Below are 20907 nucleotides of genomic sequence, written 5' to 3'. Positions count from 1 at the left end.
TGACTTTACCCCAGCAACTGTTGCAGAAATCAGTAGTGAGCAAAAATGCAGGAGCATCCTAACTACCAGGATATCGTTCTGATCGGCGGTGGCCACACCCATGCCATAGTGTTGCAAATGTGGGCAATGAACCCGCTGCCGGGTGTACGCCTGACATTGGTTTCTCCACAAATCCAAACCGCCTATTCCGGTATGTTGCCGGGGATGGTAGCGGGCCACTATTCACTGGATGACACCCATATCGATCTGGCGCGCCTGTGTCGCGCTGCAGGCGCTCGTTTTATTCAGGCCTGTGCCCACCATATCGACGTAAAGGCGCACACGGTATCCCTGCTCGGGCGTCCACCACTAGAGTACGACCTCTTGTCCCTGGATGTCGGTGCCACCCCGGTGCGTGAGCTGCCCGGCTCAGAGTTGGCAATCCCCATCAAGCCTATCGGACATTTTTACAACTTCTGGCAAAAACTGCAGAGACATGTACAGAAAAATCGCACATCTCTGCGCCTGGGTATTGTCGGCGGCGGTGCCGGTGGTTGCGAACTAGCAATGGCAATGGCTTATAGCCTGGAGGAGCAGATCTATTCCGGGCGCGTACAAATACACCTGATACACGGAGCTGATGAAATCCCCCAAGGCTACCCTTTCCTCGCGCGAAAATTAGTGGCCCGTGAGCTCGATAGCCTCGGCGTAGAGATACATCACAACTGGCCGGTATCAGAAATTACTGAGCAGGGCGTACGCAACAACAATGGCGAGTTACTCAACCTGGATCAGGTGCTGCTCTCAACCAACGCCTGTGCTCCCCCCTGGCTGGCGGATTCCCAGCTAGCTCTGGACGATAAAGGCTTCGTAGTAGTAGACCGTAAACTGCGTGCCCAGGGACATCAGGAAATCTTTGCCGCCGGTGACGTAGCCAGTTTTTCCGCCGGGCCGCTGCCCAAGGCGGGGGTCTACGCAGTGCGGCAAGGGCCGGTGCTGTTTCACAATCTGCGCGCCACTCTCACCGGACAGCCATTGAAAAATTACCGACCGCAAAAGCGCTTTCTGAGCCTGTTGGCCTGTGGCGGCAAGCGCGCGGTTGCGGTGCGCAATGGACTTGCCGCAGTGGGAGCCCCCCTGTGGCGCTGGAAAGACCATATTGATCGCAACTTTATGCAGCGCTTTAGCGATCTACCCATCAGCATGGAAGAGATGCCGAGCGCCCAACCTCGCGAGATACTCAACCAGCGCCAGGGCATCTCTCTGGCGAGCATGCGCTGCAATGGCTGCGGTGCCAAGGTAGGCCCTGAAGTACTATGCGGCGCTCTGGCCAAGCTTCCCATACAGCAATCTGAGTACCTACTGCGCGGACTTGGAGATGATGCCGCCGTGATGGACCTGCCCGCCTCGCAATTATTGGTGCAGAGTTCCGACCAACTGCGCGCCCCGGTTGCAGACCCCTGGCTGTTCGGGCGACTTGCCGCTTTGCACGCACTCTCTGACCTGTTCGCTATGCATTCCCGCCCAGTGAGTGCACAGGTATTGGCCACCTTGCCCACCGCGGCAGAAGAAATCACCCAACGGGACTTACAACAGCTGCTCGCCGGTACGATTTACGAACTCAACCGCCACCATTGCGTACTCTCCGGTGGCCACACTGCCGAAGGAGCGGAGATGCAGTTGGGCCTCACTGTGAACGGCCTGGCTGAGCGCGAGCAACTGCTGGAAAAATGTGGGGCTCACACAGGAGACTGTCTGATATTGAGTAAGCCCTTGGGCATCGGCACCATTCTCGCCGCCGAAGGGATGGGGGAAGCCAAAGGCCGCTGGCTGCAAAAGGCATTGGAGACCATGCTGCACAGCAATGCCGCCGCTTCTGGGGTTTTCGCCCAACACGGCGCCCACGCTCTCACTGATGTCACGGGCTTTGGTTTACTCGGCCACTTATTGGAAATGCTGAAACCCGATGGGCTCAGTGCCACTCTAATCGCCGAGCCGCTGCCACTGATTCCCGGCGCCCGTCAGTGCATTGAGCGCGGCTGGTTATCCAGCCTACAACCGCAGAACGCCAGTGCCTATTCCTTTGTGGAAAACCCCCGGGAGTGGCAATCCCTACCACACTGGGCGCTACTCACTGATCCACAGACCTGTGGTGGCCTGCTCGCCGCTGTTCCTGCCAGTAAGGCTGAAGCCTGCGTTCGCGCCCTACTACAGAGTGGCTGCAGCCAGGCCGCCATCATCGGAGTGATCAACACTAGTGGCAACCCCCAGCCAAAGGTACATCTACGTCGGGATGGCCACTGGCGGCAGTTAATCACTCACAATAGCGAGGCGGAACACAGCCAAGTGTAATCATTCCACTTTTATTTCTATTTATCATCACTTGTTCGGGCCTGTTGATATCACTGCCGATGCGGAGGATACTGGCAGCAAAACAAGCGCCGCTAACCATGTATTGCGGCGATAGGTCTTCACAGATTGGGGAGTCGGCTTATTAGTAATCGACAGGAAGACCACCCACCATGAAAAAAATTGTGATCATCGGCGGCGGCGCTAGTGGGCTACATCTAGCCACGCGGCTCGGGCACTATTTCAGTTTTACCCCGTTCATGGGAAAAAGACGCAACTCTCCCACAGCACAAATTACTCTGGTCGATAAGAATCGTACCCATATCTGGAAGCCCCTGCTCCATCAAGTTGCCGCTGGCGCATTAGACGCCAATATGGACGCCCTTAACTATCAAGTACACGCCCGCGCTAACGGCTATGAATTCCAGCTCGGCGCGCTACAGTCTCTCGACAGAAAGCGTCGAGTTGTCACTTTGGGGGCGGTGCTGGATGACGAGGGCCATGAGTTGGTGGCTTCCCGCGAACTGGAATACGATTATTTAGTTCTCTGTATCGGCAGCAAGAGCAACGATTTCCACACTCACGGCGTACGTGATCATTGCGTCTTTCTCGACAGCAGTGAGCAGGCACAGAAATTCCACCAGCAGCTTCTCAATCATTTTTTGCGCCTGGAAACCCACACTAACAACAGCTTGCAGATTGCTATAGTTGGTGGCGGCGCTACCGGAGTGGAGTTGTCGGCAGAGCTGGTGGATGCAAGCAAGCAGATGGGCAACTATGGGCGAATCAGCTCGGACGCTATTGATATCACCGTAGTCGAAGCCGGACCGCACCTGTTGCCGGCCCTGCCGGCGCGCTTGGGCAATAACGCCGAGCGCGAACTGAGTAAAATGGGAGTGCGCGTACTCACCGGTTGCAGTATCGCGAGTGCCAATCCCACGGGTCTCACCACCGGTGACGGCATGGAAATTCCCGCAGCGATTCGCGTCTGGGCCGCTGGGGTCAAAGCTCCCGATTTTCTCAACCGTCTCGATGGGCTCGCCACTAATCGCCTCAATCAAATAGAGGTGAAAACCACACTGCAAACTCAAACTGATCCAAGTATTTTTGCCATGGGAGATTGTGCCAGTTGCGTCGATGGTGACGATCAGCGGGTACCGCCGCGCGCTCAAGCAGCACAACAGATGGCCAAACTCACCGCCTCCAATTTGATCGCTTTGATTGAGAACAAACCCCTGGAACATTTTTACTATCGGGATCGAGGCTCCCTGGTTTCACTGAGTAAATACACTGCGGTAGGAAATTTGATGGGCACCCTGGTAAAAGGCAGTCTCACCGTAGAAGGGCGTATTGCAGGTTTTGCCTACCGCTCACTCTATCGCATGCACCTGGCGGCAATCCACGGCTGGCCAAAGGCGATGTTGCTTTATCTCATTGGACAGGCCAACCGCGCGGTGAGCCCTCGTCTTAAATTACACTGAGGAAACCAAAAAAGTTACCTCAATAAATTAAGCGGTCAATCTTGGCCGCTTTAACTTGGCCATCTGATTTATGCCTATCAACCGTAATATTTTTCTTGCTCTACATAACTAAAGCTTTCAGGCTTTCGATAAAATATTGATCTCCGTAAACTGTCCAATATATTTTTATGCCCTAATCACAGCAGCTTGACGAAATTATTTCCTATGCAATATCAACGTATCGTGGTGCTGACCGGCGCCGGTGTCTCCGCAGAATCTGGTATCCGTACTTTTCGCGGGGCCGACGGCCTATGGGAAAACCAACGTATCGAAGATGTCGCTACCCCCGAAGCTTTTGAGCACAATCCTCAGCTGGTACAGCGTTTTTACAACGAACGTCGTCAACATCTAATATCTGGAGATGTAGTACCCAACGCAGCTCATCAGGCTTTGGCCGAACTGGAAAAAGAGTTCACCGGGGAATTTTTGTTGGTTACCCAAAATATCGATGACCTCCATGAGCGCGCCGGCAGCCATCATCTGATCCATATGCATGGCGAACTGCTCAAAGCCCGCTGCAGCAGCAGCGGCCAGCTGTTTTCCCTGCGGGAGGATTTGTTGGTTAGCGATCACTGCAACTGTTGTGGACTATCAGGTACCTTGCGCCCCCATGTGGTGTGGTTTGGGGAAATGCCGCTGCAGATGGAGGCGATTTACGAAGCCCTGAGCCAGTGCGACCTGTTTATCAGTATTGGCACCTCCGGCAATGTCTATCCGGCTGCCGGATTTGTAGAGTGTGCCAACCTGGCGGGAGCACACAGTGTGGAGTTAAATTTAGAACCCAGCAGTGTGGGTGATGCTTTCACCGAGCACCGCTACGGACCGGCCTCGGCGATTGTTAGAGATTTTGTGCGCGAGCTGCTCGACTAGCGTATACACAACTAATCGGCTACTGAGTTTGCGAAAGTTCAGCTACGTGATGTTGTCTGCTGTCCTTACCGTAGCGTTGTAACAGAGTGGTTACCTGGCCTCGGTCACGAATAACAATATAGAGGCGATCGTATTCATCGGATTCTCTAATTGGAGCACCTTGTTCACCTCCGAGAAGGGCCACCATTTCCGGCGTAGTATTACTATGCCCAACGACCAAGATTCGATCGCCGGCCTGGTCCAAATCCACGGCAAACTCTTTTAATTTACGGTAATCATAGCTTTGTATCGGCAAACCTCGCTGTTCAGCCAATGGGCGGGCAGTTTCCCTGGTGCGAGTAAAATCGGTGCTGTATACCGCATCAATTTCCACACCTTTGAGTATCCGCGCCAACTGCTCGGCACGGGCCTTGCCAGCTTTTGCTAGTTGTGGATCTTTGCCAGCATTAGGCCCCAGCTCTTTTTCCCCATGGCGCACCAAATAAATAACCTGGCTATTGGTATTTGATGTCGCGCTTTCCGCCCAAGTGTTGACCCAAGGCGAACTTATAAAGCCAATGATTAGCAGACTGGTAATTCGGGTAAACACAAGAAGATGCTCTCAATCCAATAATGATTGGAGGTTATGCAAAGGATATAGGGGCAGTAAACCCATATTCGATGAAATACAGGAGAATGCGTTTAAATTTTTAAGAAATGTAAAGAATACCCTGGTGGAGATTATCCAGCACCGGTATTACCGATGCTGGATAGGAAACCTGAGCAGAATTAGATCTTCCACTCTTTAACGGTTTCCAGACCGTATTCATCGATCCACTGGCTCAGCGCTTTAGGGTTGCGCTTTTTCTTCTCTACAGTGGCACCGGTATACGGATTGCGGTAGTGACCGGTTTCCAGCTTGGGCTCTGCAGACTTGCTCGCAGTAGCTGCAGCACGGCGGCCGCGACGGGGGCTATCACCCTCTTTTTTCAGGTGACGGGCAACGCGAGACTTAAGAGTCTGTACGTAGTCAGGAGCGTCTTCATCATTCAGCTGGTCTACCAGCCACTCAACGACCTGGCGGCCACGTGCAACGAAGAATTCCTCTTCTTCCATCTGATATTCGGCAGCCAGATTAACCAGTGCCTTATCAAACGCGATAACGCCATCTTTTTTGCGTTCTGCCTGAGCCATTTGCTCCTGCAGTTCTTCGATTCTTGCCTGATGCTCGGCAATTTGCTGTTCGAGTTGTTCGTATTCCTGGAACATTCAATAAACCTCAACGACGGTTATTAAAAATACAGAGAAAACACTGTGGCGGAGGCCGACACAGAGTCGAGTCCGGTTATTCGAAATATCAAAATTGTTAACAGCACCACTAGCCGATTACTGGCGGTTAAGTGATGTTATATTCGGCATATTACGAATTAGCCGAATGAAAAACGAGATACCCTTGCACCGGTCGACTCCAGCGCTAGATATATTCGGCAAATGCATTATTAAAAGCTAGCCGACTTCAGCCTTTTCCGGTATTGAACCCGAAACACTGATTATATTTCTCGGCTGAGGTCGCGAATAATAATCTTTCGCCAACAAATATCAACCGTTTACGCTCTATCATTTGAATATAATAGGAATCTTCACGGTTATTGCTAACAAAATGTAACAAAGGCGTGGATATTCGCCTGAACAAAAGGATATTCAAACATCCCTATTTTGGCTATATTGTAACCGCAGTCGCCAATTGCAAATTATTGCGCTGACTTTTGTTATAGCGCTCATTGCCAAAAACCATTGGATACCTGACGCTCGCTATGTCCAATACCCATAATATTCATCACATGCCCACTTTAGCGGCTCTGATGACGCCGTTTCCCTATCACATCGATATTGATGCCACCGTTGAGGATGCCCTTTCGCTAATGGAAGAGCACAAGGTGCGCCATCTGCCAGTAACCCGTGCCGGGGATCTGGAAACGGTCATCTCCAAGGGAGATATCGAAAGGGCCAACGCCCCTGGACACCGACTGGAAGAGCAACAACTCTATGTCCACGACCTGTGCGCACGCCGGCCCTTTATTGCCGATATCCATGATCCGTTGGATAAAATCCTAATGGCTATGGCCGATACGGGTATCGGCTCGGTGCTGGTCATGCGCGAAGGAGAACTGGTGGGTATCGTCACAGTGACCGATATACTGCGCTTTTGTAGCAACTATCTTGCGGAATTAGCGCAGCCTGTGGACGACTCCATCGCCTGAGCTTAGAGCGGCCATACCCACAGCAACATGGGGATACTCACAAGCACCACTAGTATCTCCAGGGGTAGCCCCATGCGCCAATAATCACCAAAATCGAACCCCCCCGGCCCCAGAATCAAGGTATTGTTCTGGTGGCCCACCGGGGTTAGAAAAGCGCAGGATGAGCCGATGGCCACAGCCATTAGAAAGCTGTCCGGATTCACCGCCAGTTGTTCAGCGGTACTAATGGCAATTGAACACATCACCGCCGCAGTGGCCACATTGTTCATAAAGTCCGACAGTGTCATGGTAACGATCAATATCAACACCAGAGCCAATACCGAACTACCCTGAGCCAAACTATCCAGCAACACCTGTGCCACCAAGTCCGCCGCCCCTGTACTTTCCATCACCTCGGCCACTGCGATCAATGTGCCCAACAAAACAATCACAGAGCCATCCAAGGCCTCGTAAATGTTTCGCAGCGGCACAACCTTGAGTGCCATAAAAGCCAGCACACAGGTAGCAAATGAGACCGCTGCGGGGACCAGGCCAAAGGCTGCACCCGCAACTCCCAATGCCATAGCAAGCAGGGCAATGACTGCCTTCTCTTTGTTCGGCATGCCGATATCCCGCTGAGCCAGAGGCACGCAGCCCTGTTCCCGGGCAAACCTATTGAGATGGTTATCCGGCCCCATCATCAGCAGGGCATCGCCCGCCTGTAACGGCGTAGAACGCAGGCGCTTCACCGATCGGCGCCCGCGCCGGGAGAGGGCCAGCAGATTAATCTGATAGTTGGTCGAAAGGTGTAAAAACTGAGTCGAGCGCCCCACCAAAATAGAATTGGGCATTACAACCAGTTCGCGCAACTGCATTTCCTCACCGGCGGGGACGCTCTTCTCCTTACTCTTATCCCGAGAATCCTCGTCCTGCAGCGGCTTTGCCCCTCCCAGCTGTACAACCACTTTCTTGTCTTTTTCTGTCTCAGCCCCACCAACCATGGTGAGTCCAAGCCTGGTAAGACTCGCTGCTAAGGATGCGGGCTCTGCCTCGATTACCAGAATGTCCCCGCTTTGCACCCGCTGCCAGGGCGCTACTGCCGCTACCCGAGCATCGCTTTGCACCAACCCGACTACCTGTGCATCCTCAGCCCCCAATACCTTGCCAATTTCACCCAGACTCTTACCCACTGCCGCGCTCTTTTCCCCAACCAGTGCCTCGGTGAGGTAGGTTCCGGTATCGAAACTGGACGCACCCGCTTGGCCGCGACCTGGCACCAGACGCCAGCCAAGCAGACCGATAAAGAGCAGGCCAACCAGGGTCACTGCCAAGCCCACCGGGGTGAAATCGAACATGCCGTAACTGCCGGCCCCGGCGCTGTCGCGGAAACCGGAGACCACCAAGTTTGGCGGCGTGCCAATCAAGGTAGTCATGCCACCGAGTATCGTGGCGAAAGACAAGGGCATTAGCACCTTACCCGGGGCCAGGCCCTGTTTTTCCGCCATATCCGCCGCTACCGGCATCAACAGCGCCAAAGCCCCCACATTGTTCATAAACCCTGATAAAAGAGCACCGAGCCCAGTCAGAAGTAACATTGATACTGTGATATTGCCGCTTCGAGGCACTACCCGCTGGGCCAGGGCTCCCATAGCTCCGGTATTCTGCAGGCCACGACTGAGGATCAGCACGCAGGCCACAGTGACCACTGCCGGATGACCAAATCCAGTAAATGCTTTTTCAGGGGGAATTAATCCAAAAAACACACAAGCGAGCAGGGAAGAGAGCGCCACCATATCGTGGCGCCAAGGCCCCCAGATAAACAGCGCTATCGTAATCGCGATAATGATTAGAATAAGCAACTGATCTAGGGTCATAAATACGTATTTCCTGAATGAAGCACTCGTGAAGAATTCCACGGGGCAACTCATTCAGGGTATACAAGGATAAGGTATTGACGGGAATAAAGGCGCCGGAAGACCACTCTTCACTGATCGTTTAGAGGCATAATTTGCGCCAACCAAGTTCAATGGCTCGGTTTCAATGGAAGTCGAGAGCAATCTTCCAATAGTTTTATGGACCAATAGGAAATCTATATTTCTTATTACGATTAAGGGAAATTTTAATTGGACTTATGCTAATAGGGCAAAGTGTAAAATTAGATAAAAATATTAGAATATCTGGAGATATTTTCTGCCCAGGTATTTTAGTGGCGTCAAATTTCACCCAAAATTATGATATCCAAACCATAACGGATACCAAATTATTAATAACTGCTCCCTATTGAAATTCTCACCCTATTACTAACCATATCTTTTCTTCTTATTTATTAATTGAGCATAAAGGGCCCTGTCCTAAATTAACCCAAAGCGTTACATACACCTTCAGCTAATTAGCCACAAGTATTCGCGACTAATGCTCTACTAGCTCCTCAATTATTGGTGGTGATATACCCTGGAGCCATTTTATTCGGTTAACCGCTAAAGTGGATTGGCGTACAAACAAGCAAAAGCCTTACAATCGACCAAAGTTTCTTTGATTAACTCTATAAGAGCCTCAGAGTGGTCAGCCCTCATTAATGAGTGAAGCTCTCCACAGCAATATTGGAGACCCTCCTTGCGCAAAAATACTACGAATTACCGTGATCTATTCCTACACGATATTCCGCTGATGGATGTACGAGCACCGGTGGAGTTTCAGCGCGGAGCATTTCCCCATGCAGAAAACTACCCGTTATTAGACGACCAACAACGGGAGTTAATTGGTACCGAGTACAAACAGCAGGGGCAACAGGCCGCTATTGATTTGGGATGGCAACTAGCCACGGATAAAATCGTAGAGCATAGGCTCAACGCTTGGAGTACATTTATTCATTGCCACCCTCAGGGTTACCTTTACTGTTTTCGTGGCGGCCTGCGCTCGCGCACTACACAGCAATTATTGCGAGATGTGGGAATTGATTATCCACTGATTGATGGTGGCTACAAGGCTATGCGCACCTATCTGCTCAGCCAGCTGGAAGGCCTGAGTCAAGAGCTGCCGCTGATCGTTATTGCCGGTCACACCGGCAGTGGGAAGACAGAGTTAATCCAAGGTGCAGAACGGGCACTTGATCTGGAGGGGATTGCCAAGCACCGCGGCTCCAGCTTTGGCCGTACGGGTTGTGATCAGCCTTCTCAAATCGATTTTGAAAACCAAGTGGGTATCGATTTACTCAAGCTGTCGCAAGCTACCGGACCAGTTTTTATCGAGGATGAAAGCCGGCTTATTGGCCGCTGTGCCCTGCCCCCAGCATTACAAAATGCCATGAAAAGCGCTCCCAGAGTCCTGGTGGAGGAGCCGCTGGAGCAACGAGCCCGGCGTATTGTGCAAGATTATGTGTGCGAGGCCCTGCCGCGCTTTAAAACTGCTGACAACTCCTCCGCAGCGACATTGGGAGAAGAACTGCGCAACAACCTGAGTAAAATCCGCAAGCGCCTCGGTGGATTACGCCATCAAATATTGGATGCACAACTTATGGATGCAAATCGAGAATTACAACAGAGTGGAAACAGTGAGGCCTATATTCCGCTGGTGATGTGTTTATTGCGAGAATATTACGATGGTGGTTACAACCACCTGATGGAAAAGCGTGACAGCCCTATCCTATTTCGCGGTAGTTTTTCAGAAGTGAAGGACTGGCTGAATCACAGGCGCGACTGTTAGTTAATGCGTAAAAATTTTAAGTGGATAATTTCCAGTAATGCATCGAGCAGAAAAGTAATTAATCACTCAAATGAAAAACACCGGGGAGGCAGTCCTAAGCCTCACTTATACCTTGTGCGCCAAACGGTTTAACTTGAAACGGCGCAATAAAATCCAGTCCCGCAATTTATTCGGTAACCAGCGCGCAAGCCAGGGCAACAGGCGGCTGCGATTGCCGATACGCACCAGTGTGCGCGGCCGTTTGCGTAGAAGTTCACGTACCAACTTGCGCGCCAGGGAACTAGCCAAAGTGGCGTTCTGTTGTGACTCCTGAGCGCGGGCGCGCACCACCTCCTCCTGGCGCTTATACATTGAATCCGGAGGCAAGAGACCGCGCAGTGATACTTCCGCGTGGCGACCGAACTCTGAGGCAATAGCCCCAGGTTGCACTGTCATTACGCGAATGCCAAAAGGTTTCAGTTCTAGACGCAAGACTTCCGAGAGTGTGTGCAGGGCCGCTTTGGAAGCGCAGTAGGCCCCAGAGAAAGGGGTAGCCAAAACACCGGATACGGAACCGATATTACAAATTACAGCACTCTTGCACGAGCGCATCAACGGCACACTAGCGCGCGCCAGTGCCAGCGGTGCAAATACATTGGTGCGAAATTGATTTTCCAGGGAGCGGGTATCCAGCTCCATCAGCGGGCCCATCTGCCCGTAACCGGCGTTGTTGATCAATATATCCAGGCGACCGTAGGCGGCCTTGAGAGCGTGTAGCACCCGGTTAATATCTGCCTGGCTATTAACATCCAAAGCTTCGGTAGCGATGCCCAGGTCCGCCAGTTCCTGCAGGCTTTCCGGGCGTCGCGCGGTAGCGATAACAATAGTACCGCGGCGATGCAAGGCCAGGGCCAGCTCGCGACCAATACCACTGGAACATCCCGTAATCAGAGCGACTCTGTCTGGCGCCACATAGCCCCGGCCAATTTGGGCAAGGCTCTCTGCGGCAAAGCTATCAGGAGATTTTCGAAAACTGGAAACTGGTGGTTTGTTCACGGGGACTGCTCCGTTTACTGGTTCGAATCCTCCGACACGGCCTGGGATTGCTCAATCAGGCCAATAATATTGCCGTAAGGATCGAGAAAACTCGCCATCAGTACGCCCTCGCCAACATCCACCACATCGCTGTGTTGTCGCGCACCCATGGCTCCAAGACGCTCGACCTGTGCGGCCATATCCGCAACCGCCCAGTAGGCGATCACCCCATCCGCGCGGCTGATCGCGCTGCGCGCATCCGGATTCAGGCCCAGTTCACAATGGCCGAGATGAAAACCCACATAGCAATCGCTATCGAAATAGGGCTCTTTCTGCAGCAGCTGCGCATACCAGGCACGGGCCTCTGCAATATCTGTTACACCGTAAATTACTGTACGCAGGCCGAGAAACTGCTCCATTAAGACACCCCGTTGTTTAATTTTTATCCGCTGGGTGGGGCACTATGGCGCAGCTTATTGCAGCTCCTGCTCCAATTGCTCCAGCAGGTCGATGGGTTCCAGCTCCACACCTTCCAGCTCATTGTTCCAGTTCAGCCCCACCAGCAGTACATCCTCGTGCATACCAGTGAGCCAGTCATCCATAAATTCTTCCAGGTCGATAGCTACCGCTTGGTATTCCGCCCAATCGCCCTCACAGTGTGCCTGGGCAAATTCCCGCTGGGACCAAAAGGGCATCACTTCAGTCTGTGGGCGCTTTTCGGATTCGCACAACGCAAAGCCCTCTTCCCCCTGCAGCGCCCAGACGCAGCCCTGTTCGGCTGCCTCTGGCAAAAAACGTGCGCAGTTTTCTTCAAAATCATCAGTTAAGGGTTCGCTTTGCATAACATCTTCGCTTGATAAGTTTGCCAGCAGTTTACGCCAGTTTGCCCCCCGCACCAACGCACAGGCCACTGCTCTGGCATCAGGTAAAACTGCTTTACCTCCGCTCCTCAGGACTTTTTAAATGACACACAGAGACGGAAAAAAATTGAATAAATGGCTTTAGGAATCCAGCTCAAATACCGCCATGGATTCCACATGGGCTGTTTGCGGAAACATATCCATAACACAGGCCTGCTTAAGACGGTAACCCAGCTGGGTCAATTCTCCCGCATCCCGCGCCAGAGTCGCCGGGTTACAGGACACGTAAACAATTTTCTGCGCCTTGAAACGGGCAATGCCACGCACCGCCTGCAGGGCGCCATCGCGCGGTGGGTCCAGCAAAATTTTATCGAAGCCGTCACTGGCCCAGGCCTTTTTCACCATTTCCTCATTCAGGTCGGCAGTGTGAAAGCGCACATTGTTCAGCCCATTAAGTTCGGCATTATCCTTGCCCCTTTGAGTGAGAGCACCCAGGCCTTCGATACCGATGACCTCCCCGGCGCGGCGTGCCAATGGCAGGGTGAAATTTCCCAATCCGCAAAAAAGATCCAACACCCTCTCGCCGGGTTGCGGGTCCAATAACTGCACAGCACGACTCACCATCTGTCGGTTGACCTCGAAATTCACCTGGAAGAAATCCATCGGCTGGAAGTGCAGGCTCAGGTCAAATTCTGGCAGACGATAACTGAGGTAATTCTCGCCATTCTCTGGCCACAGAGGCTGAATCGAAGCCGCATCACCAGGTTGTATATACATGTGTATACCTGATGATTTAGCGAAGTCTTGCCAGCGCTGTCGATCCCCTTCCGATAAAGGCTGCAGGTGTCGTAACACTAAGGCCGCCACATCATCACCGACCGCCACTTCCAACTGGGAAAAGTGCGCGCGCCCCTCGCTCTCCGCCACCAGTAGCTTCAACGCGGGAATATGTTGAGCGATGGAGGGGTGCAAAACATGGCACTCATTGATATCGGTCAAATCGTTGCTGCGCTTTTTGCGAAAACCAAAAACGAGTTTTTTACCTTTTGCCGATTTCACCAGGCGAATACCGATACGCGCCTTGCGCCGGTAGCCGTAAGGTTCTGCTAGTAGTGGAGGCAAAATTTCCTCAGGTTTAATACCACCAAAACGGGTCAGCTGATCCAACAAGATTTTTTGTTTTTCGACAATTTGCGCATCGGCCTGCAGGTGTTGCAGGGAGCAGCCCCCGCACAGGGACACATGGGGGCAGCGCGGTTCACAGCGCAGTGGCGAAGCCTGAATTATCTCACTGGTAACACCTTCATCGAAGCGAGCCCGATGAGTGCTATAACGAAAACGCACTTCTTCACCAGGCAGGGCATTATCGATAAATACTGTTTTTTTACCCACACGGGCAAGACCGCGCATATCGTGGCTGAATTTTTCCACGCAGGCTTCTGCCTGGGTGGGCAAAGATTTTTTTACCGTCTTACGCGGAGTGATAAAACGCGGTTTTCTGCTCATAGGAAATTACTGAATATTCAAAACATCTGAAATCAATGGGACCTGTCGGTAAAGTCTATACCGTGAGGCGGTGGCCATTATCGCGCAACCAGCGGCGCAGCTCCTTATAGCGAGGGCAAACACTCTGTACCAGCAGCCAAAAATCGCGGCCGTGATTATGGTGACGCAAATGGCTGACCTCATGGGCCACCAGATAATCCACCACCGGTTCCGGTGCCAGGCATACCAACCAGTTGTATTGCAGGTCTCCACGAATACTGCAGTGCCCCCACTTACTCTTGGTGCGCCGAATTCGCAGTGTGGAAAACTGCAAGTCCAGTTGTTCGGCCAAGCGCTGGGACTTTTCTGTTAATAGGGCCAACGCCTCGCGCTGGTAGAGGCGCTGTAGGGCCCCCTGTAATTGCTGCGTAGTGGGGGTTGGCGATAAGGTATAGAGATGAATGGACTCTTCGGTGATTGCCGCACCACCTCGATTAGACGCGCGCTCCAAGGGGCGCATTTTACCCAGCCAAGGAAAGTGCTCACCAAACTCAAACCGATATTGTGGCACCTGTGCCGCACGCTGGTTGGCAGCGAGCAATTGGGCGCGTACCCACTGGATATTTTCCTGCAAAAACTGATGGCCGTGGCGGGCAGCGCAGCGCTGAGGAATACGAACTTCCACGCCGGATTGAGCCAATACCAGACCCAGGCGCTTGCGCCTTGCCGAACGCACCAGGCGGTAGGGAATATCTTCAAAAAAACATTCCCGCACTTCACTCATAAAAACCGCCTCAATAAAACCCGGTAAAGTTTATCCAGCGGCATGAGCCACAACTGCCATGGTAATTCGGGAGATACAACTCAGTTTGCCATTGGGGGCGTAAATCAGAATTTCCCACACCTGGCTGGTGCGCCCGATATGTACCGGCTTGGCCCGGCCAGTAACTTCACCCTCCGGCACAGGACGCAGATGATTGGCATTAATCTCCTGGCCAACGCAGTAAAACTTACTGGTATCCACCAGCAGATTGGCACCGATAGATCCCAGGGTTTCCGCCAACACCACATTGGCACCGCCATGCAGAATACCGAACGGCTGGCGAGTGCGATGATCCACCGGCAGCTTGCCCTCCAGGTAATCCTCACCGATTGCGGTAATCTCCAGGCCCAGATAACCGGGCATACACTGGGCGGTGCCCCGGTTAATCTCTTCCAGGGTGGGAGTAACGTGCCAAATAGCCATGGGAATAACTCTCTTGAAAATCCAAACTGGGATCGGGGGAAATGACTGAATTGACTAGCCATATCAGCCCACTAACTTCACCAGTAAAAAAAACCGGATGAAAAAAAGCCGCGCGGATAAAAACCCGGCGTGAAATAGTCTGGGCCGAAAAGGCCATAGCGGTGCAGTTCTAAATCCAACATGCGCAACTCCCATTCGAGTCGGCTGTGCTGGAAGTAAAGCGCACGCCTCTGGTTGTCGCTATCACTGTGCCTAAGGGCGCGATGTAGGGAGTAAAGCTCACGTTCTAAATTATCCCGACGCCACAATAAATCGCGATACTCCTGCGCTACGCGATAGTCGGCCAGGCCACGCTGGTAATTCTGCAAAAAAATATCTGCGGTGGGCCCAGTGCATACGCCCTCATATTTTCGCCCCTGACGTCCCTGAGCGTAGCCATTTTCAGCGGTACAAAATTGTTCCACGCCCTCTTCGTGGCCCCGCAACCAAGCCTCACTGTCCACATAGATTTCGTAACTTTGGCATTCCTTGGCGATATCGTACATCAGCGCCTGGGAGCGCCCGCGGGCGCCGTCATGTAGGCCGCGCTCATACCAGAGCCCACTGCGGCAATCCGCCTCGGAAATAACAGCGCAACCACTAATAGCAGTGGCCAGAATCAACAGGAAAACACTTAGCTTTACAGGCATGGGAAGGGTCTCCCGATGGATTATTGTTTTGCAGATACCACCTATCAGCCGAAACGTTTATCGGCGACGAACGGATTGGTCTGACGCTCCTGACCAAAAGTGGACATAGGACCGTGACCCGGGACAAAGCGTACATCGTCACCCAGTGGCCACAGGCGTTCGGTGATCGAACGAATCAAAGTATCGTGATCCCCCTGGGGGAAATCGGTGCGGCCAATTGAACCAGCAAACAGCACATCGCCCACCAGTGCCAACTTGCTCGGACGATGGAAAAAGATCACATGTCCCGGGGTATGGCCAGGGCAGTGATGCACCTCCAACTCCTGGTCGCCGACAGTCACGGTATCGCCCTGCTGCAACCAGCGATCCGGGGTGAACACCTCCACTGAGGGAAAACCGAACATCTGCGCCTGCACCGGCAGCTGCTCGATCCAGAAACCATCGCCCTCGTGGGGTCCCTCAATCGGCAACTGCAATTGTTTAGAGAGCGCCGCAGTGCCACCCACGTGATCCAGGTGACCGTGGGTAAGTAGGATTTTCTCAAGTTTGAGCCCGCGCTCTTGCGCCGCCGCCAGAATTTTGTCCAGGTCGCCACCCGGATCCACCACTGCGGCACGCTTGCTATCTTCGCACCAGAGCAAGGTGCAATTCTGCTGAAAAGGAGTGACCGGGACCGAGTGAAATTGCAGCGACATGGTAAAACCCATCCTTATTCGGGAGTAGTAGCTAGTGCCGCGATTATACCGCGACTGCCCGCCGAGATCGCTGTGCGGATGCGTCTGCCTTCGGCTTGGTGTTTTGCAGAAGAGTGCTCAGGTCCTTGCTGAGCTGCTCCCACACCAATTCATTGCGCCAGTAATCCTCCGGTGGCAGTAGCTGTGGACCGGCCAGGGCATTATCTGGATCGGACAGTGGCCTTGTCGCGTAATCCCGAAATACCGCTTGGTTGTAACTGGGGCTGAGAGGCTTAAGAGGCCAGCCGAGCAGGTCATTCGGATGATAGAAATTTTTCCAGCGGAATTGATACCCGCGGGAGGCCGTAGCCACCGCCTGGATCTGATCGCGCTGCTTGGCCCCAAACCACAGCGGCGTGCCGGCCCCGAGGGTATACCAATGGCTGAGCGTTTTCAGGCGCAAAAAGCGCTCCCGCGCGGAGCCCTTGCGCACCTCGGCTGGCCCGCCATCGCGCCAGACACCGTGGTTAACGCTGGGCCGCTGGGCATCCCACAAATAGTTGGACAAGCTAATACAGCTGGCCGAATGACTGATAAGCAACACCGGAGCGCAATCGCCAGCGGCGGCTGCAGCCTTTTGTAGAGTTTGATAAATGGCTGTCTGGGTCCTCTCGTAGAGACCACTACGGCTATGGATATCCCCCAATTGCGCCGAGTTCTCAGCCAGGGTGTTGAGCAGGAATTTGCGCGCGCGCAGACTATCCACCTCGCACTTGCGCATATCTTCAAATACTCGCTGGGTATTACCTGGCAGTGCTTCCACAGTAGGAAAAGTATCGCAATGAAGGCGCGCCCAGTCGTCATCCAGGGTTTCCCTGAGCATGGAAAACAAGTGCTTTACACAGTTCCTGTGTGCGGCATCCACAGCCGGCGCTGCCAAAACCACAATATCGGCCATAACTCCCTCTTTTTTATTATTGCTGTCGAAGCCGCACCTACCTCCCTGACGGCATCAGTTATTCACCAAATTTTTTCGGAAATAACTCTGTTTTTTCATAATCCAGTGATCCAAGAATCCCCCACTGCGTACAAACGTTGGTGTATTACGACAATGAATGTCAGCCGGGAAAGCAGATAACGCTGTCGGGTAGCTCTACGCCGGTCTCGGTGAACACAGGGATGTGTTCCTGACACCGGACACCGCAAGCCAAAAACTGGCCGCAGGGTCTCTTTCTGATTGTTTTGTCTCTTTGGGCTGGATCGGTAAGACTGATTGGATCCGCCAATCAATATACCGCCATAAGCAAAGCCACTTCTAGTATTAGCCAAAGAGAATCCAGCAAGTCGTCCTATCCTCAGCGCAAATCTGTCACAAAAGCGCTCCGCTAGTGCATAATACCTCTGTATAAAAATCAGACATTTAAAACAATCCTGCCCGCAGCGATGCTTTTAACTTCCAAATACAGCCTGCCGGACTGCTCCGAGCATACCCTGGTGCGCCCGCGCTTACTGGCACTGCTCGACGACAGCGACAGCGACCAGCTGCTGCTTGTGACGGCACCGGCGGGCTACGGTAAAACCACGCTGGTCACTTCCTGGGCCTCGGCGCAGGAAAATCCAATGGCCTGGTATACCCTTGATGCCAGCGACAATGAACCGAGCCAGTTTTGTCGTTATCTGGTAGAAAGCGTGCATCGCGCTACCGGCAAAGGCGTACCGCAAACCTGTCGCTTATTGGCGGCGCCACAAAGTCCGGATCCAACAACTGTCATCAGTCATCTGCTGGGTGAACTGCGCAGCTTGCCCAGCGAACTGCGCATAGTGCTCGACGACTACCACCATATCGACAACCAGGCGGTGCACAGCGTCACTCGCTTCCTGTTGCGCCACGCACCACCAGGCGTCGGGGTCCTTCTCACCAGCCGCAGCCAGCCGCCCCTGGGACTGGCCACCCTGCGCGTACAAGGCCGCCTATTAGAGCTGGGCAGCGATCAACTGGCCCTGAATACCGAAGAGATCGCACGTCTGCTGAAGCAGCGCTTGCCATTTAATCTCGATGGCGACCGCGCCGCTCAACTGCACCACCTGAGCGAGGGTTGGCCACCGGCGGTACAACTGTTCGCCCTGTCGGTGCGCGATCGCCAAGAAGTAGACCGCTACCTGACGGAACTGGAGCAGGGCCACAGCCATATCCTCGACTATCTGGCCGAAGAAGTGCTGGAAAGGCTGGAGCCAGAGCTGCGCGAGTTACTCGCTCGCACTTCGATCCTCACCCGTGTCAATGCCCAGCTGGCGGAACGTCTGAGTGGCCGCAACGATGGCCAACAACTGCTGGAAGAGGCGGCGCGGCGCGGACTCTTCCTGCAGGCACAGGACTCCAGCCGCCAGTGGTTCCGCTTCCACCCAGTCTTCGCCCGCTTCCTGCAGCGCCAGCTCACTAATCGAGAGCAGCTGTTGCACCTACACGCTCTCGCTTGTGATTCCTGGCAGGAAATGGAACAGCCGGTGGAAGCCCTGCGCCATGCCCTCGCTGGCAGTGACCGCGAGCGCCTGTGTCAGTTGCTCGATAGCCAGGGAGAAATACTGCTGCGCGGCGGGCAGTCGCGCCTGTTGCGTGATTGCCTGGAGTGGCTCGGCAGTGAGGCGTTGCAGCAGAGTGCGCGCTTCACCCTGCTCTCGGCAAAAATGGCGCGGGAGAATTTTGAATACGGCCAGTGCGAGAAAATGCTCGCCGCCGCCGAGAGCTGGCTGCAGCGGCAGGACCCACAGCAATGGCGTCAGTTTGAAGGGGCCTTCGCCACCATGCGCGCCCAAGTGGCCATCGCCCGCGGCCAGACCCTGCAGGCCAAAGAGTACGCTGAAGAGGCCCTGGGACTTTTACAACCCAACCAACTAGGCGAGCGTATTTCGGCACTGCTTGTCACCGGTGAGACCAGTTTTTGCCTGGGCGCATTAGAGCCCGCCGCGACCCATATGTTGGAGGTGGAGGCCCTGGCTATTGCTGAAGGAGATATTCCCAGCGCCGCCTGGGCTATCTGCCAACAGAGTGAGATCGCGTTCGCCCAGGGGCTTCTACAAAAATCTGCCTCACTGCAGAAGAAGGTGTCCAACCTGGTGCAGAAACACCACCTCTCCACCCTGCCCATCGCCGAGTTTGTCTGCCGCCTGCTCGGACAGCTGCAGTGGGAAAAGGGGGATTTGGAGAGCGCCGAGCACTCGGCCCGGCGGGGCATGCAGATCAACCGCAAGGTAGGTGAACACTGGCTACTGCCGGAATACACGCTGCTGCTGAAGCTCGCCCAGGCGCGCGGAGAAAAAGAGGAATCGCTGGAGTGGCTGGCCCGCATCGACCGCTTACTCTCAGATGGGCGCTACCACCGCGATTGGGTTGCCAATGCCGATGCCGCGCGTATTCGCACCTGGCGCGCCCTGGACAACCAACAAGCCATTGCCAGCTGGTTGGAGCAAGCTGCGCCAGTTGCGGACAGGCCCAGTAATCACTTTGAACAGTGCCACGGCCGCAACCATGTGCGCGCACTGATTGAACTGCACCGCTGGTCCGACGCCAATCGCCTGCTCAGCCGCCTACAACAGGTCGCGGAAGAGTGTCATTTAATCACCGATTGCCTGCGCAACCGTGTGCTGGAATCCCACCTGTTGTGGCTGCGCGAACAGTACGGTGAGGCCGTGGAGGCCATTAGCGAGGCACTACTGCTGGCCGCAGGTAGAGGATTTCGCGCCAGCTTTCTACAAATTGGCAAACCCCTGATTGTGATTCTCAAGGCTGCGCTGGAACGGGGCTTGGATGAGGCATCCACCGACAAGGCCCAAGTACTGATTAAACTCGCCCAGCAACAGCCGGAGTTGGACGGTGGCATTCGTATTGAGCTGGACGACACTATTATTCGCGAGATTCTCGCCAGCGACGCGGTACCGGATTTTCTGCGTCACTCACCACTCACTCCAAGGGAGTGGCAGGTTTTAAACGCTATTCATTCAGGCCTTTCGAACGAGCGTATCGCCAGGCATTTCAAAGTGGCGCCGAGTACCATCAAAACCCACATCCGCAGCCTCTACCAAAAGCTGGATGTCAAAGACCGCCAGGAAGCGATTACCCTGGCCGAACAAATGCTGCGCTCGGTGCAGGACCGCCCATAGGAATAACTGCGAGTCGGGGCACAGGGATGTGCGCAAAGCTCCACTACAGGATTTCTCCACATCTCTATTTGAGCAGTTCCCGAAACTTGTTACTCCCGCTCTAAATCCCCCCGGTCAGCCCCTCCCCCCCTCTATGGGGAGG

At 53.8% G+C, this 20907-nt stretch carries 18 protein-coding genes; 6 read left to right on the top strand and 12 right to left on the bottom strand.

Annotation, left to right across the window (positions count from 1 at the left end; genetic code table 11):
* Positions 1 to 45: 45 nt before the first annotated feature.
* The 3 genes from ACJJH9_RS01755 (at position 46) to cobB (ending at position 4718) form a co-directional block, all read left to right on the top strand.
* The gene (locus ACJJH9_RS01755) at positions 46 to 2331 is read left to right on the top strand and encodes a slr1591 family oxidoreductase (RefSeq protein ID WP_444924091.1); all 2286 of its coding nucleotides are present in this window, start codon (positions 46 to 48) and stop codon (positions 2329 to 2331) included.
* Between the two features lie 170 nt (positions 2332 to 2501).
* The gene (locus ACJJH9_RS01750; RefSeq protein WP_444899727.1) at positions 2502 to 3809 is read left to right on the top strand and encodes an NAD(P)/FAD-dependent oxidoreductase; all 1308 of its coding nucleotides are present in this window, start codon (positions 2502 to 2504) and stop codon (positions 3807 to 3809) included.
* A 204-nt stretch (positions 3810 to 4013) separates the two neighbouring features.
* Positions 4014 to 4718: a Sir2 family NAD+-dependent deacetylase gene (gene cobB, locus ACJJH9_RS01745; RefSeq protein ID WP_444924090.1), complete on the top strand. Its 705-nt coding sequence runs from the start codon at positions 4014 to 4016 to the stop codon at positions 4716 to 4718.
* Positions 4719 to 4737: 19 nt separating this feature from the next.
* Here the strand turns inward: cobB and ACJJH9_RS01740 are convergent, their stop codons facing one another.
* Positions 4738 to 5307, bottom strand: coding sequence for a SixA phosphatase family protein (locus tag ACJJH9_RS01740; protein WP_444924089.1), 570 nt, complete (start codon positions 5305 to 5307; stop codon positions 4738 to 4740).
* A 179-nt stretch (positions 5308 to 5486) separates the two neighbouring features.
* Positions 5487 to 5966 (bottom strand): DNA binding protein, encoded by a 480-nt coding sequence (locus ACJJH9_RS01735; protein ID WP_252083443.1) that lies wholly within the window; start codon positions 5964 to 5966, stop codon positions 5487 to 5489.
* A 545-nt stretch (positions 5967 to 6511) separates the two neighbouring features.
* On the opposite strand from ACJJH9_RS01735, the gene ACJJH9_RS01730 reads away from it, so the two are divergent.
* Complete coding sequence (locus ACJJH9_RS01730; RefSeq protein ID WP_444889292.1) at positions 6512 to 6958, top strand: CBS domain-containing protein; 447 nt, start codon at positions 6512 to 6514, stop codon at positions 6956 to 6958.
* A gap of 2 nt (positions 6959 to 6960) precedes the next feature.
* Here the strand turns inward: ACJJH9_RS01730 and ACJJH9_RS01725 are convergent, their stop codons facing one another.
* Positions 6961 to 8811 (bottom strand): SLC13 family permease, encoded by a 1851-nt coding sequence (locus tag ACJJH9_RS01725; RefSeq protein WP_444924088.1) that lies wholly within the window; start codon positions 8809 to 8811, stop codon positions 6961 to 6963.
* 739 nt (positions 8812 to 9550) lie between these two features.
* Between ACJJH9_RS01725 and mnmH the strand changes: the two genes are divergently transcribed.
* A complete protein-coding gene (mnmH, locus tag ACJJH9_RS01720; RefSeq protein WP_444924087.1) occupies positions 9551 to 10639 on the top strand; it encodes a tRNA 2-selenouridine(34) synthase MnmH in 1089 nt (362 codons plus the stop codon).
* Between the two features lie 105 nt (positions 10640 to 10744).
* Here the strand turns inward: mnmH and ACJJH9_RS01715 are convergent, their stop codons facing one another.
* The 9 genes from ACJJH9_RS01715 to ACJJH9_RS01675 all read right to left on the bottom strand — a co-directional run bounded on the left by ACJJH9_RS01715 (position 10745) and on the right by ACJJH9_RS01675 (position 17565).
* A complete protein-coding gene (locus ACJJH9_RS01715; protein WP_444924086.1) occupies positions 10745 to 11674 on the bottom strand; it encodes an SDR family oxidoreductase in 930 nt (309 codons plus the stop codon).
* A 14-nt stretch (positions 11675 to 11688) separates the two neighbouring features.
* Positions 11689 to 12072 carry a VOC family protein gene (locus ACJJH9_RS01710; RefSeq protein ID WP_444887301.1) on the bottom strand — a complete coding sequence of 128 codons (384 nt, stop codon included), beginning with the start codon at positions 12070 to 12072 and terminating at the stop codon, positions 11689 to 11691.
* Between the two features lie 54 nt (positions 12073 to 12126).
* Positions 12127 to 12495 carry a DUF2750 domain-containing protein gene (locus tag ACJJH9_RS01705; RefSeq protein ID WP_252086029.1) on the bottom strand — a complete coding sequence of 123 codons (369 nt, stop codon included), beginning with the start codon at positions 12493 to 12495 and terminating at the stop codon, positions 12127 to 12129.
* Positions 12496 to 12654: 159 nt separating this feature from the next.
* Entirely contained in the window at positions 12655 to 14019 is a 1365-nt protein-coding gene (gene rlmD, locus ACJJH9_RS01700; protein WP_444924085.1) for a 23S rRNA (uracil(1939)-C(5))-methyltransferase RlmD, read from the bottom strand.
* 55 nt (positions 14020 to 14074) lie between these two features.
* Positions 14075 to 14782 (bottom strand): M48 family metallopeptidase, encoded by a 708-nt coding sequence (locus ACJJH9_RS01695; protein ID WP_444924084.1) that lies wholly within the window; start codon positions 14780 to 14782, stop codon positions 14075 to 14077.
* A gap of 30 nt (positions 14783 to 14812) precedes the next feature.
* The gene (locus ACJJH9_RS01690; RefSeq protein ID WP_152455066.1) at positions 14813 to 15244 is read right to left on the bottom strand and encodes a hotdog fold thioesterase; all 432 of its coding nucleotides are present in this window, start codon (positions 15242 to 15244) and stop codon (positions 14813 to 14815) included.
* Positions 15245 to 15321: 77 nt separating this feature from the next.
* Entirely contained in the window at positions 15322 to 15933 is a 612-nt protein-coding gene (locus ACJJH9_RS01685) for a DUF2799 domain-containing protein (protein ID WP_444924083.1), read from the bottom strand.
* 44 nt (positions 15934 to 15977) lie between these two features.
* Entirely contained in the window at positions 15978 to 16628 is a 651-nt protein-coding gene (locus ACJJH9_RS01680) for an MBL fold metallo-hydrolase (protein ID WP_444924082.1), read from the bottom strand.
* 43 nt (positions 16629 to 16671) lie between these two features.
* A complete protein-coding gene (locus ACJJH9_RS01675) occupies positions 16672 to 17565 on the bottom strand; it encodes a hypothetical protein (protein WP_252083453.1) in 894 nt (297 codons plus the stop codon).
* A gap of 485 nt (positions 17566 to 18050) precedes the next feature.
* On the opposite strand from ACJJH9_RS01675, the gene malT reads away from it, so the two are divergent.
* A complete protein-coding gene (gene malT, locus ACJJH9_RS01670; RefSeq protein ID WP_444924081.1) occupies positions 18051 to 20765 on the top strand; it encodes an HTH-type transcriptional regulator MalT in 2715 nt (904 codons plus the stop codon).
* The last annotated feature ends 142 nt before the right edge of the window (positions 20766 to 20907 follow it).

Source organism: Microbulbifer mixtoriginis (SeqCode), assembly GCF_052466715.1.
The sequence above is the reverse complement of the archived record's forward strand: the minus strand, read 5'-3'. Positions and strand labels throughout refer to the sequence as shown.

What these genes read in the sequence shown, in the direction of transcription:
- ACJJH9_RS01755 (WP_444924091.1), top strand. Translation starts at nt 46, where the DNA reads ATGCAGGAGCATCCTAACTACCAGGATATCGTTCTGATCGGCGGTGGC.
- ACJJH9_RS01750 (WP_444899727.1), top strand. Translation starts at nt 2,502, where the DNA reads ATGAAAAAAATTGTGATCATCGGCGGCGGCGCTAGTGGGCTACATCTA.
- cobB (WP_444924090.1), top strand. Translation starts at nt 4,014, where the DNA reads ATGCAATATCAACGTATCGTGGTGCTGACCGGCGCCGGTGTCTCCGCA.
- ACJJH9_RS01735 (WP_252083443.1), bottom strand. Translation starts at nt 5,966, where the DNA reads ATGTTCCAGGAATACGAACAACTCGAACAGCAAATTGCCGAGCATCAG.
- ACJJH9_RS01730 (WP_444889292.1), top strand. Translation starts at nt 6,512, where the DNA reads ATGTCCAATACCCATAATATTCATCACATGCCCACTTTAGCGGCTCTG.
- ACJJH9_RS01725 (WP_444924088.1), bottom strand. Translation starts at nt 8,811, where the DNA reads ATGACCCTAGATCAGTTGCTTATTCTAATCATTATCGCGATTACGATA.
- ACJJH9_RS01710 (WP_444887301.1), bottom strand. Translation starts at nt 12,072, where the DNA reads ATGGAGCAGTTTCTCGGCCTGCGTACAGTAATTTACGGTGTAACAGAT.
- ACJJH9_RS01705 (WP_252086029.1), bottom strand. Translation starts at nt 12,495, where the DNA reads ATGCAAAGCGAACCCTTAACTGATGATTTTGAAGAAAACTGCGCACGT.
- rlmD (WP_444924085.1), bottom strand. Translation starts at nt 14,019, where the DNA reads ATGAGCAGAAAACCGCGTTTTATCACTCCGCGTAAGACGGTAAAAAAA.
- ACJJH9_RS01695 (WP_444924084.1), bottom strand. Translation starts at nt 14,782, where the DNA reads ATGAGTGAAGTGCGGGAATGTTTTTTTGAAGATATTCCCTACCGCCTG.
- ACJJH9_RS01690 (WP_152455066.1), bottom strand. Translation starts at nt 15,244, where the DNA reads ATGGCTATTTGGCACGTTACTCCCACCCTGGAAGAGATTAACCGGGGC.
- ACJJH9_RS01685 (WP_444924083.1), bottom strand. Translation starts at nt 15,933, where the DNA reads ATGCCTGTAAAGCTAAGTGTTTTCCTGTTGATTCTGGCCACTGCTATT.
- ACJJH9_RS01680 (WP_444924082.1), bottom strand. Translation starts at nt 16,628, where the DNA reads ATGTCGCTGCAATTTCACTCGGTCCCGGTCACTCCTTTTCAGCAGAAT.
- ACJJH9_RS01675 (WP_252083453.1), bottom strand. Translation starts at nt 17,565, where the DNA reads ATGGCCGATATTGTGGTTTTGGCAGCGCCGGCTGTGGATGCCGCACAC.
- malT (WP_444924081.1), top strand. Translation starts at nt 18,051, where the DNA reads ATGCTTTTAACTTCCAAATACAGCCTGCCGGACTGCTCCGAGCATACC.